This is a genomic window from Streptomyces litchfieldiae (assembly GCF_031845365.1).
Taxonomy (GTDB): domain Bacteria; phylum Actinomycetota; class Actinomycetes; order Streptomycetales; family Streptomycetaceae; genus Streptomyces; species Streptomyces litchfieldiae.
This window is the reverse complement of the sequence record NZ_JAVREL010000016.1, coordinates 98,638-115,022: the sequence shown is the minus strand read 5'-3', so window position 1 is coordinate 115,022 and position 16,385 is coordinate 98,638. Positions and strand designations below refer to the sequence as shown.

At 69.9% G+C, this 16,385-nt stretch carries 12 protein-coding genes; 1 reads left to right on the top strand and 11 read right to left on the bottom strand.

The genetic code is table 11. The annotated features are described in order from the left end of the window. Positions 1-403 precede the first annotated feature (403 nt). Positions 404-2,179 carry a helix-turn-helix domain-containing protein gene (locus RM590_RS24995; RefSeq protein WP_311706954.1) on the bottom strand — a complete coding sequence of 592 codons (1,776 nt, stop codon included), beginning with the start codon at positions 2,177-2,179 and terminating at the stop codon, positions 404-406. A 464-nt stretch (positions 2,180-2,643) separates the two neighbouring features. Next, entirely contained in the window at positions 2,644-4,338 is a 1,695-nt protein-coding gene (locus tag RM590_RS24990) for an MFS transporter (RefSeq protein WP_311706953.1), read from the bottom strand. A gap of 207 nt (positions 4,339-4,545) precedes the next feature. Here RM590_RS24990 and RM590_RS24985 point away from each other — a divergent pair, with 207 nt between their 5' ends. Further along, complete coding sequence (locus RM590_RS24985; protein WP_311706952.1) at positions 4,546-4,992, top strand: MarR family winged helix-turn-helix transcriptional regulator; 447 nt, start codon at positions 4,546-4,548, stop codon at positions 4,990-4,992. Between the two features lie 80 nt (positions 4,993-5,072). Here the strand turns inward: RM590_RS24985 and RM590_RS24980 are convergent, their stop codons facing one another. The 9 genes from RM590_RS24980 to RM590_RS24940 all read right to left on the bottom strand — a co-directional run bounded on the left by RM590_RS24980 (position 5,073) and on the right by RM590_RS24940 (position 16,221). Continuing rightward, positions 5,073-6,275 (bottom strand): IS701 family transposase, encoded by a 1,203-nt coding sequence (locus tag RM590_RS24980; RefSeq protein WP_311706951.1) that lies wholly within the window; start codon positions 6,273-6,275, stop codon positions 5,073-5,075. A 360-nt stretch (positions 6,276-6,635) separates the two neighbouring features. Continuing rightward, entirely contained in the window at positions 6,636-7,661 is a 1,026-nt protein-coding gene (locus RM590_RS24975) for a Gfo/Idh/MocA family protein (RefSeq protein ID WP_311706950.1), read from the bottom strand. 37 nt (positions 7,662-7,698) lie between these two features. Further along, positions 7,699-8,499 carry an arylamine N-acetyltransferase family protein gene (locus RM590_RS24970; RefSeq protein WP_311706949.1) on the bottom strand — a complete coding sequence of 267 codons (801 nt, stop codon included), beginning with the start codon at positions 8,497-8,499 and terminating at the stop codon, positions 7,699-7,701. 14 nt (positions 8,500-8,513) lie between these two features. Continuing rightward, positions 8,514-9,530, bottom strand: coding sequence for a 3-oxoacyl-ACP synthase III family protein (locus RM590_RS24965; RefSeq protein WP_311706948.1), 1,017 nt, complete (start codon positions 9,528-9,530; stop codon positions 8,514-8,516). Positions 9,531-9,667: 137 nt separating this feature from the next. After that, positions 9,668-11,590: an anthranilate synthase family protein gene (locus RM590_RS24960; protein ID WP_311706947.1), complete on the bottom strand. Its 1,923-nt coding sequence runs from the start codon at positions 11,588-11,590 to the stop codon at positions 9,668-9,670. Further along, the gene (locus tag RM590_RS24955) at positions 11,587-12,279 is read right to left on the bottom strand and encodes an isochorismatase family protein (RefSeq protein ID WP_311706946.1); all 693 of its coding nucleotides are present in this window, start codon (positions 12,277-12,279) and stop codon (positions 11,587-11,589) included. The genes RM590_RS24960 and RM590_RS24955 overlap by 4 nt, the downstream gene beginning before the upstream one ends. Positions 12,280-12,482: 203 nt before the next feature. Further along, on the bottom strand, positions 12,483-13,253 hold the full coding sequence (locus tag RM590_RS24950) for a 2,3-dihydro-2,3-dihydroxybenzoate dehydrogenase (protein ID WP_311706945.1): 771 nt from the start codon (positions 13,251-13,253) through the stop codon (positions 12,483-12,485). A gap of 197 nt (positions 13,254-13,450) precedes the next feature. Further along, positions 13,451-14,623 (bottom strand): 3-deoxy-7-phosphoheptulonate synthase, encoded by a 1,173-nt coding sequence (locus RM590_RS24945; RefSeq protein WP_311706944.1) that lies wholly within the window; start codon positions 14,621-14,623, stop codon positions 13,451-13,453. 53 nt (positions 14,624-14,676) lie between these two features. After that, entirely contained in the window at positions 14,677-16,221 is a 1,545-nt protein-coding gene (locus tag RM590_RS24940; protein WP_311706943.1) for a carboxylesterase family protein, read from the bottom strand. Between the last annotated feature and the right edge of the window lie 164 nt (positions 16,222-16,385).

Sequence of the window (16,385 nt, the reverse complement as noted above, 5' to 3'; positions counted from 1 at the left end):
CGGTCCGCAACCATCCGTTACCCACGCCTGCCCGGGTTCGAAACCGGAAGCGCAGTAGAGCAAGGGACCTGACAGATTCTGTACGAATAAGCATGGTGAATGGCTGGGCCAATGACAGGCTGTGGTCCGGCACGCCGGACACCCCGACCGGCCGGCCGGGGAATACCGGACGAACCCGCAACGGCCGGTGGCCCGTTACATGAAGCGGCTACCGCCGCGGGAACGCGCGGACGCAGGCGTCAAGCCGCGGCATCGCGCGTGGAGATGGGAAGGAATCGCCGCCGATGGCGCGGCCGTCTTCCGCGCGGCGGGTCGGCCCGGTCAAACCGGAGACCGACCCGCGGCGACAACTTCGCGGGCCCGGCCGGGTCCGCCTGTCGAGAGCGAGAGCTCGAGAAAGGGGTCAGCCTTTCCCATGACGAACCGGCGGCAGGGAGTCGTGCAGTGAGCTCCTGATGCGCTGAAGTCGCAGCGCGAGCTGGATTTCGAGAGCGCGGCCCGCCTCCTGCCAGTCGGGGCCGAGCAGTTGGGAAATGCGTTCCAGGCGCCGGGCCACCGTGTTGGGGTGGACCTGAAGCGCCTCCGCGGCGTGCGTGGGACTTCCGCCAGCGGCGAAGTACGCCTCCAGCGTGTTGCCCAGATCGGTGGAGCGTTCGGCGTCGTAGAGGATGACGGGACCGAGGGTGGCCTCGATGAAGCCGCCCACGTTGCGGTTCCCGCCGAGCAGCATCCCGACGAAGCCCAGTTCGTCGACGGTGGCCGCCGTGCCGTGCTGGCCCAGGCTCGTCAGCGCCTCCAGACAGCGCAGGGCCTGCTGGTAGCCACGGGACACCGCGTGCTGCTCGCCCCAGGCCGACGCGCCGCCGGACGTTACCGGCCGGCCCAGCATCTGCCCGAGCTGCCGGGTCACTTCGGTGGCCGCCGCCTTCGGGTCCGCACCCGGCAGCAGCAGGACGAGAGCGCCCTCGCGCATCGTCTTGGCGCCGCCGCACCGGGAGACGTAACGCGCCGCCCAGGCCAGGGTCCGGGCCCGCTGACCGCCGTCCGCCTGGGCGACGACGATGACATGGGGCTGCCCCAGGTCCAGGCCGAGCCGCTGGGTCCACTGCGCGGTGCGGTAACGTTCCCGCGGCGAGGCGTTGAGCAGCTCCTCCAGCGTCTCGTCCCGCACCTGCGCGTCGGTGGACACCGAGTTGCGGCTGAGCAGGGCGAGCACCGCCGTCGCCCGCGCGACATGGTGCAGAACCGTCCGGTCCGCCTCGGCGAACGACTGGCGGCAGCGCAGGATCAGCGCTCCCAGGTCCTCGCTGCCCGCCCGGACGGGCACGACAGTGATGTCCTCGCCGACGGTGACGACCGCCCGCTCCGCGCGTGCCTCCAGGATCGCCTTGTCCAACTCGTTGCAGTCGTCGGGAATTTCACCGCACTGGGCGATCGTCAGGTCGTTCTCGTCCCGGATCGCCACCGCTCCCCCGAGCACCCCCGCCGTCTCTGCCGCCAGTGCCTGGGCGTCCGCACCGCCCAGCACGAAGTCCACCATGCGGTGGCCGGCGTTGGTGGCCTGCTGCTCCGCCTGCATCTGCGCGCGTAACCTGTCGTAGGCCACCGTCGTGTACGCCACGCGAGCCCGGGCCTCCTCCAGTGCGCGGGACTGCTCCAGCGACGAGGAGGCGTAGTCGGCCAGCGCCGTCATCATGGCCACCTCGTCCGCCGTGTAGGAACGCACATCGCGCTGTCCCGCGTAGAGAACGCCGACGATCCCGTCCATCCCCCGCAGCGGAACCGCCAGCAGCGAGGACAGCCCTTCCGCACGCACCAGATCGTCCAGCGGCGCGGCGCGCGGGAACCGCTCGTCCGCGAAGTAGTCGGAGGTCCACACGGCCGCCCGGCTCCGGGTCGCCTCGGCCCCCGGGCCCGCCCCGCCCGGTAAGAGCAGGTCCGCCGGCACCGCGGAGATCGCGCCGTCGCTGGCGCGCACGGCCGCCACGCCCTGGTCGTCGCACAGGCTGACGAGGGTCACGTCGGCGTGCAGCAGCAGCCGCGCACGGCGGGCGATGGTGGTGAGCAGGGCGTCGAAGCTGCGCTGTTCCCCGAGGTCGCGCACGGTGTCCATCAGAGCGGCGGACGCGTTCTTGCGGCTGTCGAGCTGTCTGAGGCGTTCGTCTATGTGGAGCGCCATCTCCTTGGCTCTTTCCACTTCTTCGAGGGGACGGTGTCCTGGGCCGGTACGGCGCGCCCTCAGCAGCGCATCTTCGAACTCCCCGGGAGATGCTTTTGCTACGAGAAGTTCCAAGAAGGTCTGTTCATAGGGCTGCGCGGCAGTTTCTGGTGACATCACTCTCCGTGCGGGGCAGAGAAATCGACGTGGTCAGAGTCGACGACGGTGATGAGCAAGCGGGGCGCCCCTGCGCCATTCGCGCCAGCATACATCGCGAGCCATGAAATCTCATGAAATATAAGGACTGTGCAGGGGTTTTGTAAAGCCCTTATCGGCGACTGCATACATTCCGGCTCGAAGTGTCGGTCAAGGCCGCCCCGGTGAGGCGGCGCTCTACGTGCGGCACAACCCGCGGGCGTGCTGACGGCGACGGGGGGCACCGTCAGTCCGCGCCGCGGGTTGGCCAGTTCAGGGATTTGCGCTAGCTACACCTCCTGGGGTCGCGCAAATTTCGGCATCATCACCATGAGCAGCGTGACGAGCACGAACAGTCCGGCGATGGCGTACATCCCGATCCGGAAAGCCCGGGAGAACGTCTCCGCCTGCACGTCCGGCGTGTGTTCCTGGATGATTCGCTCGACATCCGCGGCCTGGGCCGCGGAGACCCCCGAGGGCGGCCCGGCCAGGCAGCTCTCGGGTACGACGGTCGGGTCCGTCTCCTCGGCCCGCTCCTCGGCGCATACCCGATACCCGGCCAGGATGTCGTCCTGCACCTGCTCGGTGATGCCGACCGCCGCGAAGTCCTGGCGGATGCCCGGCTCGGCGAAGTCCACACCGGCGCTCGACTGGCCGGGCAGCGCGGAGAGGAAGATGACGCCGATGATGGCGATACCGACCGAGTTCCCGAGCTGCTGCGTGGTGTTGAACGCGCCGGACCCGGCGCCCGCGTGCTCGTGCGGCACGTCGGACAGGGCGAAGTCGATCACCGTGGCGATGACGTATCCCATGCCGAGGCCGATGACGAACAGCGGCGCGATCATGTGGGCGGACGAGATGTCCGTGCCGTACCGGTCGCTGACGAACACGAACAGCAGCGAGCCCAGGATCATCAGGAAGCCGCCGGCGAACAGGACGTTGCGCCCGAACTTCGGCGTCAGCATCTGCACGGCCATGCCGGCGGCCGCGGCCATGCCCACGAAGAAGGGGATGCCCGTGAGCCCGGCGTGGATCGCGGACCAGCCGAGGCCGATCTGCATGAAGAGCGTCCACATGAGGAAGAACGCGCCGAAGCCGACGTTGAACAGCAGGTTGACGCTGAACCCGCCCGTGAAGGAGCGGGAGTTGAACAGGCTCAGCACGATCAGCGGCGAGCCGCCGCGGGCGGTGAGCATGCGCTCGTAGGCGATGAAGACGACGAACAGCACCAGGGAGCCGGCCAGCATGACGAACGCCCAGGCGGGCCAGTCCAGTTCGTGGCCCTGCACCAGCGGGTAGACGAACATCCCGATGGTGGCCGAGGCCAGGATCACGCCGACGACGTCGGGGCGCATCGGGTTGGGCGACTTCGACTCGCGGATGACCGCCAGCGCGGTGAAGATACCGAGGATGCCGATGGGCACGTTGACGAGGAAGATCGGGCGCCAGTCCAGGCCGAAGAGGTCGGCGTCGATGAAGATGCCGCCCAGGATCGGCCCGGAGACCAGCGCCAGACCGCCGATGGCGCCGTAGACGCCGAGGACCTTCCCGCGCTCGTGGGCCGGGAAGGTGACGTGGATAATCGCGATGACCTGCGGGATCATGACCGCCGAGGCGATGCCCTGCACCAGCCGCGCGGTGATCAGCATGCCGGGCGAAGTGGCCACACCACACAGCAGGGAGGCGATGGTGAAGCCGGTGATACCGAGAATGAGCATCCGCCGGCGACCGTAGATGTCACCCAGCCGGCCACCGGTGATGAGGCCGGCGGCGAAGCCGAGTGTGTAGCCGGCGGTGACCCACTGGACGGCCGCGTAGCTCGCTCCGAGGTCACTCTGGATGCTCGGGACGGCGACATTGACGATGGTAACGTCCAGCAGATCCATGAAGGATGCCGTGATCACCACGACCAGGGCCAGCCACCGCTTGGGATCCGGCGGGTCGGCGGCCTCTGGGACGAGTGCTTCCTTGGTGGGCGAGCTCATCAGGACTTCCTGCCCTCTCTCCGAAGGAGTATCTTTTCAGCAAGGCATCTCAATGATAAGTTCTCTTAGTAGTTAAGATAGTGACACGCTATGAGGTTTCGAGGCCATATGTCAAGTACGGGATTCGAGGCGGACTCCGGCTCCAGCGAGGCGCCAGGCCTACACGCTCGGGCCGGAAGGAGCACCGGGGACCCGGAGAGGGACGCCATGCTCCAAAAGATCATGGACGCCGCGCAGAAGCTCGGTCTGTCCACCATCTCGCTCAACAGCGCGGTCGCCCGGTCGCTGGAGATCCATCCCACCGATGCCTGGATCCTGACGTACATGCAGGATCTGCCGCCGGACGCGCCGTTGACGCCGGGTGACCTCGCCCGTATCACCGGACTGACGACGGGCGCGATCACGGGCGTGATCGACCGCCTGGAGGCCCACGGCTACGTCAGGCGCGAGCGGGACCCGGTCGACCGGCGCAAGGTGATTCTCGTCCCCACCCAGGAGAGCGTGAAGGTGGCCAACGCCTTCCAGCCGCTCGTCGAGGGGTGCATGGACCTGTGCCTGAAGTACTCGCCGAACGAGCTCAACGCGCTCCTCACCTATCTGGAGGGCAGCGTGGCGGTCGCCGAGGAGACCATCGGGCGGCTCCGCCAGATCTGAGCGCGCACACACGGTTGTTCCCGTGGGGTGCTCCCCGGGGGAGCACCCCACGGGAATGATCCGTGGGGCCGAGCGGCCGGTCAGCGCCGGCCGGTGTTGCCCAGTACCGACACCACGTGCGCGGCGGAGGCCAGGGTCACGTGGCGGTGCCATCCGCTGTAGGAGCGGCCGGTGAAGTCCCGGATCCCCAGCCGGTCGGCGGTGTCCCGCAGGTCGCGCTCGGTCCGGGCGGTGAGCTTGCTCCGGGTCACCAGGGCGGGCAGCGGCACATCGGTCATGTCGGTCAGCCACAGCTCCGTCGGCCAGCGCCGCCGGTCCTCGCCCACGCCCAGCAGGGCCAGCGAGTCGGCGCCCGAGGCGCGGTGGACCTGGTGCGGCAGCCGGACCCGGAGGGCGAAGGCCACATTGGTCCGCATGGTGGTCGAGCCACCGTGGTGCTCGCGCCACACCACCGGCCGCAGCCGGTTGCGTTCGGCCACCATGATCTGGCCGGCCGGCTGCATGTCGGTGGACCGGCCCAGCCGCGCCGGGTCGGTCACGGTGAGCTGGAAGGTGCTGTTGACCCGGGCCAGGAAGGGCACGCCCGCCGCCCGGAAGCGCCGGACCAGGGTCGGAATGTCCATGCTCCTCGCGTCCACCACGACGGGCCGGGTGGGCAGACCCCACTCCCCGGCCGTCTCCAGACAGGCGTCGATGGTCATGTCGCCGGCGGTCCTGGCGTCCAGGTGCTCGGGGATCGACGCCTGACGACGGCGAGGGCCGTCCTCGAGCCAGGAAGACGAAAGATAAATCCGCCAGTTGACCGGACTGCTGGCCTGTTCGTTCGCGGCCCAGATACCGACGGCGCGCTGTGCATTAAGAATTCGACCGACTTCCGGGACATACTGCCGGTCCACTCCCACCGAATTCTCACCGGCCTTGGGAATGACCATCGGCTGCACGACCCAGGCAAGTGGCGGCGTATTGCCGACCAGATGACGGGCCAGCGCCTGACGCACCGGACCCCAGTCCCATGTCGAACTGCAAACGAAGTGGTGCAGGCTCTGCTCGGTGGCCGAGCCGCCCAACAGCGTCGCGATGTTCCGGATCGACCTGCGTCCCCGCACGCCCAGCAGCCCGCGTAGGTAGTCCATACCCTTTCGGCGTTGATCACTTCGGGGAAGTGACGCAAAGAGTACGGAACCCAGCTCGGCCAGGGCACCGTCATCCCACCACGAACTATGGGGAAGCGGCGACCGCAGGTCGTCAGTAATGCGCTCCGCTATGAGAGTTGTACCGCTCATCGAAACCCCCGCTGGCTGGATGAACTCGCTCTCGTACCCCTCCAGTGTTTCTTTTTAGGCGGCTGTGCCCAAGGTATGGGGGACACCGATTTCGGAGGGGAATCAGGGTGGGAAGCCACTGCTCCGTTCCCGGTCTCACGATGGGTGAGGCGCCAATGTGGCAGTGGGTGCCATGCGTGTCCGGGGGGGTGTGCCCGGACCACCTCCGGGGGGCCCGACCCCCTATGCCGATGGTTGTCGCGGCAACGCCCCCTGTCCGAAGGGGTGTTGGGGGCCGGACACACACGAAGCCGGCCCTGACGACGGGGGAGGTCGTCGGGACCGGCTTCGGGGCGCGCCGCGGTCGGGCCGCGGGCTGGTTCAGGTGAGCTCGACGGGTACGGCGCCCGCGGCGGACTGCTGGAGCGCCGCCACCACGCGGGCCTGGGCGACGGCCTCGGCGCGGCCGAAGGGCGGCGCCGTGCCCGCCGCCAGGGCCGAGGAGACCTCGTCGAACTGGATCCGGGAGATGTGGAAGGGCTCGTCCAGCCGGTAGATCCCCTCGGGGTCGATGGGGACGTACTCCTTCGTCGACTCCAGCAGCGGCACGGGGCCCTGGAGATCGATTTCCACCGACTCCGGGTTCACCGGGAACCACGCCTGCGGGATGACGACCCGGCCCTTGGTGCCCACGATATGCAGGAAGTCGCGCCGCGCCAGGTCCTGGCCGACCACGAACTGGCCCAGCACACCGTTCGGCAGCCGCAGGGTGGCGGAGAAGCTGTGGTCGGCGGCGCCGGGGCCCCGGCGCACCTCCTCGGCGTACACGCGGGTGGGCTCGCCCGCGAAGTACCGGATGGCGCTGACGGCGAAGACACCGAGGTCGAGCATGGCGCCGCCGCCCAGCTCGCGGGAGCGGCGGAAGTAGTCGGGCGGCACGGCGGCGGTGCAGGCGACGTACACGTACATCACGTCGCCGATGCGGCCGGAGTCCACCAGTTCCTTCGCCAGCCGCGTCTGCGGGTGGTGGCGGAACATCACGCTCTCCACGCAGTGTCGTCCGGCCACCTCCGCGGCGTCGAAGACGCGTTCCACGTCCTCGACGGAGAGGCCGATCGGCTTCTCGCACATCGCGTGCTTGCCCGCCTGGAGCGCCTTGATCGTCCACTCGACGTGGTCGACGGGGTGCAGGGCGACGAAGACGGCGTCGACCTCCTCGTCGGCCAGCAGCTCCTCGGCCGATCCGTGGCTCCGGGCTATGCCATGGGCCTTGGCGTACTCCCGGGACTGCTCGGCGTCCCCGGCCCACACGGCGACGAACTCGGTGGTCTCCGACTTCGCGTTCGCCGCCATCGCGACGTTGGCATAACCCTCGGTGACCAGCAGTCCCCAACGCACCTTGCTCACTGCGCCTCCCCTTCCGGGCGGAATCGGCCGCCGCTCATCAGACTCCCTCGGTGGTGACCGGCAGGTCGGGCACCGCGTCGAGCCTGATGCCGTACAGCGTCTCGAACTTCTGCAGGAACTCCGCGTCGTCCTCCAGCACCCGGGAGAACTTGCGCTCGCCGTTCTCGTACTCCGTCAGGACGCGGTTGAACATCGACACCCGGCCGCCGGGGGTCACGATGGAGGCCCACAACTGGGTGGTCGCCGGCGCGTCGGGCGAGGTCCACAGGAACCACAGCGGGCCGTCGAAGTCCTCGATCTCGCGCGGGTGCATCTCCGCGCGCCACCGCAGCACGCCGTTGTGCACCATCTCCAGGTCGCCGTCCGGGCTGTAGAACAGCTCGTACTCGCCGTGCGCGTCCTTCTGGACGCCCCGGCCGCGCAGCCGCAGCGGCTTGCGGCTGGCCCAGCGGAAGCCGACGTCGACCAGGTAGGGCTGGTCCAGCTCGACGCGGAGCACCATGTGGCCCATGAACTGGCCGTGGAACGCGTGCTTGCCGTTGTGCAGCACGCGGGCCCCCAGGATGGTGACCGGGTAGCCGAGCCCCTTCAGCAACAGGGCGAAGGCGGTGTTGAGCTCACCGCAGCCGCCGCCCCGGCGCCGGCGCACGATCTTGTCGTAGAGCTGCTCGTCGCGGAGGCTCGGGAATTCCTTGAGAATGAGATCGACGGTCTCGAACGGAACGGACATCATGTGCCGTTCCTGCAAGTAGCACAGCGCCTCGTAGTCCACCCGCTTGGGGCGTTCGGCGCCAATCCTTTCGAGGTACGCGTCGACGTCGAAATCGAAGTCGCCCATGATTTCTTCCTCCGTCATTTCCAGCGCAGCAGCACGAAGGCGAAGGTCATGCCCGTGCCGATGGCGAACATCAGAACGGTGTCGCCGGACTTGACGGAGCCATTCCGCACCGCCTGGTCCAGGGTGATCGGCGTGGAGGCCGATCCGGTGTTTCCGTACTCCCCCGCGGTGGCGTGCAGACGGGTATGGGTCAGCCCCAGCAGGGTTTCGACACTCTCCACCATCCGCAGATTTCCCTGGTGCGGAACGACGTGGTCGATGTCGTCCAGGGTGACGCCGGCCTCCTCCAGGAACGCGGCGGCCATCGGGGGGACGTTGTCCTCGAAGATCTGCCGGATGCGGCGGCCCTGCATCGACACGTAGTGCAGGCCCTCGTCGACCGTCTCGTACGAGGCGGGCTGCCGGCTGCCGCCGCCCATGACGCCGCCGACCTCGAACTCCACCGCGGCGTTCATCAGCTTCGTCGCGAGCACTCGGCCGTTCTCGCCCTCGACCGCGCCCAGCACCACCGCGCCGGCGCCGTCGCCCCACAGGGCCGCGGTGCGGCGGTCGGCCGGATTCAGGAAGCGGCTGTACGAGTCCGCGCCGATGACCAGGGCGTATCCGCCCGTCACCCGAAGCTGCTTCTCCGCCATCGTGATGGCGGTGAGGAAGCCGCTGCAGGCGGCGTGGATGTCGAACGTCCCCGTCGTCTGCGGGCATTCCAGCGCGAGCGCGACCGCGGACGCGACCGGCGGGCCGATCACGTCCGGGGTCGCGGTACCGACGATGACCAACGAGAGGTCGGCCGCCTGGACGCCGGCGTCCTCCAGCGCCGCCCTGGCCGCGTACAGCGCGAGATCGGACGTCGCCTCGTCGGGCTTCACCCGGCGGCGGGTTTCTATTCCGGTCTTCTCGACGATCCACTCTTCCGTGACACCCGCCGGCCCCGCGATCACATCGTTCGTAATCACATGGGACGGAAGGTACGAGCCGATCCCCAGGACGCCGATGCGAGTTGGGGTCTGGAGACTTTCCTTCGCTGCGCTCATCAACCCGGCTCCTCAATGTTCGTAGGCTCTCCGATCGTGCAATGGATCGAGAGCCGAACCAATGCCGGGACCGGCACTCTGTCAAGTGAAACCGGTGCGGCGCAGCAATTCATCAAGTCCGTTTACCGCGCCGCCAACTACAGCAGACCGCGCAGGAACGAACCGGTGATCCGCGGGCCGTTCTGCGTGAGTACGGATTCCGCGTGGAACTGCATCGACGCGAAACGCGGACCGCGCAGCGCGTGCACATCGCCACTGTCCGGGTCCCGGCAGACCTCGACCGTGCCCACACCGTCGGCCTCGAACTTGTCGTCGGCGCAGCGCGCGGTGAACGTGTTGTAGAAACCGACGCGTTCACGCGCGCCGAACAGGTCGATCTCCTTCTGCACGCCCTGGTTGGGCGGGCGCCGCGGCTCCACGTCCAGGCCCAGCGTCAGGCTGAGCACCTGATGGCTCAGGCAGACGGCGAGGAACGGCCGCCGTTCCTCCAGCAGCACGCGCACCGCGGCGCGCGCCGCCGCGATCCGGGGATCGCCGGTGGCCCGGGGGTCGCCGGGCCCCGGCCCCATCACCACGAGTTCGTGCCCGTCGAACGCGTAGGGCTCGTCGAAGCGGCGGACGGTCACCGCGAGGTCCAGCGACCGGAGCTGGTGGGCCATCATCGCGGTGAACGTGTCCTCGTTGTCCACGATCAGCACGCGCCGGCCGGCCAGTTCGGCCGGGACGGCACTGGGGGTCCCCCCGGACGGAGTCTGGGGGAGGATGGCCTCCTCCCCCGCGTCCTCGCCCAGCCAGAACCCGGCCAGGTGCGTGTTGCGGTCGGCCAGCGCCGTCAGCACGTGGGGATGGCGGTGGAAGCGCTCGGCGCCGCCGGACTCCAGGGCGGCGATCAGCCCGGCGGCCTTGGCGGCGGTCTCGGCGACCTCCGATTCGGGGTTGGAGTGGCGCACGAGCGTGGCGCCCACGCCGATGTTCACCCGGCCGCCGCGGTCGATGTCCGCGGTGCGGATGAGGATCGCGGAGTCCAGCGCCCGGCCGCCGTGTTCGTCCTGTCCGATCAGCGCCATCACGCCGCTGTAGTAGCCGCGGCCGTGCGGCTCGTAGCGGTTGATGACGCGGCAGGCGCTCTCCAGCGGGCTGCCGGTGACGGTCGGCGCGAACATCGTCTCGCGCAGGATGTCGCGCGGGTCCCGGGTGCTGCGGCCCTCCAGCAGGTACTCGGTGTGCGCGAGGCGGGCCATCTCCTTGAGGTAGGGGCCGGACATGCGGGCGCCCTCGTCGCAGATCCGGGCCATCATCTTCAGTTCCTCGTCGACCACCATGTACAGCTCGTCGGCCTCCTTGCGGTCGGCGAGGAAGTCCATGAGCTGGGGCAGCGACGGGCCGGACGCCGGGTAGCGGTAGGTGCCGCTGATCGGGTTCATCACGGCGGCGCCGTGGTGCAGGCTGACGTGCCGCTCCGGGGAGGCGCCGACGAACGTGCGGTCGCCCAGGTGCACCAGGAACGTCCAGTAGGCGTTGGACTCCTGCTCCAGCAGCCGGCGGAAGAAGACCAGCGCCTCGCGCGGCGTGTAGCCCTCGATGTCGGTGATGAAGGAGCGCTTGATGACGAAGTTCGCGCCCTCGCCGACGCCGATCTCGTCGGCGACGACCCGGCGCACGATGTCCGCGTACTCCGCGTCCTCGATGTCGAAGTGCCCGCCGGACAGCCGGATCGGCACGTCCGGGATGCGGGTCAGCGCGTCCGTCAGCGGCACCGTCTCCTGCTCGGCGACGCGCAGCGCCAGCAGCGGCGCGCCGTCGTCCGCGCCGGCGAAGCCGCGCTCGGCGATCTGCCGGTAGGGCACGACCGTCAGCAGGTCGTGGCGCGGCGCGCCGCCGACCGGTTCGGGGACCGGCAGGTCGGCGAGGCGGTCGCACTCACCGACCTCGCCGGTCAGCACCTCCAGGACCCCGGGGGCGCGTTCGGGCCGGTGCAGCAGGGCGAACGCGGCGGGCCGCAGCGCCAGCACCCGATCCAGCAGGTCCTCGCCGCCGGGCGCGCGTGTCGTTGCGCTCATGCCGGCACTCCCCGGCTGTCGGCCGCCGCGGCCACCGGGCGGTCACCGCGAAGCTGCCCGAGCAGCGTCGCGGCGGGGGCCACCACGGCGCAGCGCCCGGCGGCGTAGTTCAGGGTCAGCATGTGCAGCTCCCGGGAGAAGTCGGCGACGGCGTCCGCGGCGAGGAAGGGCTGGATGTCGTGGGTGAACGCCTCCAGGGCGGTGGTGAGGATCCCGACGTGCGCGTACACCCCGCACACGACGAGCTGGTCGCGGCCCCGCGCGCGCATCCGCGCCAGCAGGTCGGAGCGGTGGAACGCGCTGTAGCGCCACTTGGTGAACACCCAGTCGTGCGGGGCCGGGGCCAACTCGTCCACCACCGGCCGGTCGGCCGGGTCGGCGCGCATGCCCGGGCCCCAGAAGTCCCGGAGCAGACCGCGCTGTTCAGGGGTCATGCTGCCGGGCTGGGCGGTGTAGGCGACCGGGATGCCCAGCTCCTGGGCCGCCTCCCGCAGCCGCGCGGCGTTCGCGATCAGTTCCCCGCGGGGGCCGTCCTGCGGCAGCGGCCGCAGGAAGAACCGCTGCATGTCATGGATGAGAAGCACCGCGCGGTCCGGGTGGAGCCGCCACCCCGCGACGTTCTCGGGCACCTCGTCCGCCGTCGGCATGGCATAGCGCTCGACGGCGGGGATGCCGGCCGGAAATCTCATGAATGTCTCTTCCTGTTCGTTCTGCTTGCCGGGAGCGCGGTAGGGCGTGTCCGCAAGGTCGCGTCGCACGCCCGCGGCGTCTGGTGCGTGCGATCGCAAGGCGCCGGATCGCAGCTCGTACTTGGTCGTACTCGCGCGATTCGGCAACGCAGCGAGCGTGCGTGCCAGGCGTCGCGGGATAGACGGGATCTTGCGGATACGCCCTAAGCGCCGAGGCCGGCGCCGCCGTCCACCGTCAGGTCGTGCAGCGTGATGTGGGAGGCCCGGTCGGAGAGGAGGAAGTCGACGGCGTCGGCGACGTCCGTGGGGAGCGCGAGCTTGCCGAGCGGGATGCCCACCCGGAACGCCTCCGGCTTGCCCTCGATGGTGTCCTTGGGGCCCGAGGCGTCCTTCCACATCGAACGCAGCATCGGGGTGTCGGTGGAGCCGGGCGCCACCACGTTGCAGCGGATGCCGTACTTGGCGACCTCCAGGCCCAGGCTCTTGGTGAACATGCGCGCCGCGGCCTTGGACGCGGCGTAGGCGGCCATGCCGCTGCGCGGCGTGCTGGCCGCGTTGGACGCCACAGTGACGATGGCGCCGCGGCGGCGCGGCACCATGCGGCGGACGACGGCCTGCGACATGAGGAACACGCCGGTCGCGTTGACGGCGAACGTCGTGTACCAGTCGTCGGGGTTGAACTCGTCGACGATGCCGAGGCGCAGCACACCGGCGCCGTTGACCAGGTACTCCACCGGGCCGAGCCGCTCCTCGGCGGCGTCGACGACGGCCTCGGCGTCGGCGGCCCGGGAGACCTCGGCGGGCAGTGCCGCGACGGTCAGGCCGTCCGCGGTCAGCTTCTCGGCGAGCTCCTCCAGCTCGGTGACGCGGACGTCCACGGCGGCCACGGCGATGCCACGCTCACCGAGCCTCCTGACGATGGCGGCGCCGATGCCGCCCGCCGCTCCGGTGACTATTGCGACCCGCTGCTCCATGAGTCTCCTAGCGAGGGGACCACCGGCTTCAGCCAGTGGGGGAATCGCTTCCCTGGCCTGTGGTAATTTCTCTTCGTCCCGAAAGGGATCGGTTCGGGCTGGACCGCAGCCTTCGGGCTGGAAGCCCCCCTCCTTCGGGTGGGGGAGCGGAGTCACGAGGTCAACCTCCTTGTGTGCACGGGGACGTGTCGGTCTCATCAGCCCTGCCAGGCGCTGATCGCGGATATCGCCTGATGGGGGTTGAGGCGCGGGTCGCAGAAGCTCGTGTACTTGTCTCCGACCCGGCCCTCGTCGGCCGAGGTGGTGCAGCATTCGGTCACCTCGTCGGGCGTGGTCTCCAGGTGCAGACCGCCCGCGATGCCGCCCTGGGTGCGGACGGCGCACTGGAAGTTGTGGATCTCCCGCTGGAGGACCTCCAGGTACCGGGTCTTCAGCCCCTCGCCGGTGGTGACCGTGTTCCCGTGCATCGGGTCGCACAGCCAGATCGCCGGGTGGCCGGCCGCCCGGACGGCCGCCACCAGCGGCGGCAGCCGCCGCAGCACGGTGTCGGCGCCCATGCGGGAGATCAGCGTGAGGCGGCCCTTCTCCCGGTGCGGGTCGAGGCGTTCGCACAGCCGGAGCAGGGTCCCGGGCTCCATGGTGGGGCCGACCTTCAGGGACACCGGGTTGACGACCTCGGCCAGCAGGGCGACGTGCGCGCCGTCCACCTGGTTGGTGCGCTCGCCGATCCAGGGCCAGTGGGTGGAGCTGATGAAGAGGCGGCCCTCCTCGTCGCGGCGCGTCAGCGGGATCTCATAGTCCAGCAGCAGCGCCTCGTGGCTGGTCCACACGCGGGGGCCGATGGCGTCCTGGCCCTCGGGCTCGTGCCACCCGAGGTGTTCCATGGCCTCGGCGGCGGCGGTGTAGCAGTCGAGCATGCGCCGCGGGTCGGGCTGCCTGCTGACCGGGTCGGGCTCCGGGCTGTTGACCATGTGGCCGCGGAACACGGGGAGTTCGAGGTCACCGACGCGTTCGGTCGGGCTGGAGCGGGGCTTGGCGAACTGGCCGGCGATGCGGCCCACGCGGACCACGGGCTTGTGTGTGGCCATGCGCATGGCACCGGCGAGCAGGTCGAGCAGCCCCGCCTTGCGGGCGATGTAGCCCTTGGTGCACTCTTCGGGGTCCTCGGCGCAGTCGCCGGACTGCACCACCTGGGCCTCGTCGTCGACCACCCGGCTGAGCAGTGAGCGCAGCGCCCACAGGTCACCCGCCCTGATCAGCGCGGGACGACTTCGCAGCTCCGCCCGCACCTGCTCAACGGGCACGGCGGCGTGCCACTCCGGTTGCTGTCGGGCCGGCCTGGAGCGGATGTGACGCGTGATCTCGTCCACTGGAGTCTCCTGGAAGGGGGAATGCGGAGCCCTCGCGGCTGCGGACGGCCGGGTCAGAGGAGACTGCCGGCCTCGTCCCAGAACCGCAGTTGTCGCCGCTTGGGCGTGGTTGCGATGTGTGCCACCCGCTCTCCGCCCAGGACCAGCGTGCTCGGTCGGTCCGGGGAGAAGACCGGCCACTCGGGGACGCTCGTGCCACCGGGGGCGCCGTCGCGGACGAAGGAGGCCACGAGCTCGGCGAAGATTCGGGAGACGCGGCGTTCGAGGGGACCATCGCCGAACTGCTTGACGTTTTCGGGCGTCCCGTGCGACCCGAACAGGAACTTCGAGGTCGCGTCGTGGGGGGTCCCGAAGTGCGGGGGACGTGTCGGGTGGGTGAACTCCATGACGTACTGGGGAGTCCGGCCGGTCCTGGCGTGCCGTTCGGCCAGCTCCGTGATCGGGTGCCGGAAGAGTCCGTCGCCCCAGATCTCGGTCCACAGGGAACGGGGATCGTCGGCCAGCCCCTCGGCCCGGGCTGCTTCCCGGTAGGCGGCCAGGCAGGCGGTGACCCGCTGGTCGGGGACGTGCGGCGTCAGCTTCTCCAGCACGCCGCGCACGGCCCCGCGCAGCTCGGCCTCGTCCGCCGGCGCCGGGGGCGCGGGCGGGAAGGACGGCGAGAGCGGGTCGGTGAAGAACGATCCCTCGGTGGTGTTGTAGACCGTCATCAACGGGATGTCGGGCGTGGGCAGTTCGTGCGCGTACGCGGTCACGGTGCGGCCGTCGAGCACGGGTCCGCGGTATTCGCGTCCGCTGCCCACCAGGCGGTCGCCGGGCGGGCCGGCGAAGGTCCGCAGCCACTCCTCGTGCAGCGCGCCGGCCGGCACCTCGCGCAGCCCCTTGACGTCGGTGCCCAGCCGGGTGGCGATCGTCTCGTAGACGGTGGCCGCGTCCTCGCGGGTGAGCGCGAACGCCGGCTGCCGGGGGTGGGCGGCGCTGATGGCGACCAGTCGCCGTATCTTCCCGCGTAGCTCGGGCAGCAGGGCCAGGTGCCAGGCGGTGGCGCCGCCGGCCGAGGTGCCGCACAGGGTCAGGTTGTCCGGGTCGCCGCCGAAGGCGCGGGCGTTCTCCCGGACCCACTCCAGCGCGGCCCGCTGGTCCTGGAGGCCCCAGTTGGCGCAGTGCCCGGTGTCCGGGTCGGCGAGCTCGTCGTGCAGGCCCCAGCCGAAGACGCCCAGCCGGTAGTTGAAGTTGATGACGACGATGTCCCCGGCCGCGGCCAGCCGGGCTCCGTCGAACGTCGGGACGCTGCCGGCACCGACCTGCCAGCCGCCGCCGTGGACGTAGAGGAACACCGGCCGGGTGCCGGCCGGGTCGGGGGTCCAGACGTTGGCGCACAGCGCGTCCTCGGCGGAGGCCGGCGCGTTCGACTGCACGAAGGGAGGCGAGAAGCGCGAGGCTTCGCGCACGCCGCTCCAGCGGGCCGGCTGCCGGGGGGAGGCGAAGCGCAACTCGCCCACGGGCGGCGCGGCATAGGGGACGCCGCGGAACACGTGGAGTCCCTGCTCCCGCGTTCCGGCGATGCTTCCCGCGCTGGTGCTTACGACTGACTTTGTCATGGCTTAAGCGCTCCCTAAGCGTCGTGTGATGATCCTGCGGTGGCAGACCGCGAGCGTCCAACAGAAAGCACCGGACTTCGTCAGGTGAGAGGTAATCCATCAAGTCACGGGAATCACATCAGGAATCATTCGGACAATTGTCTCGATTTTCTTGTCACTTGACG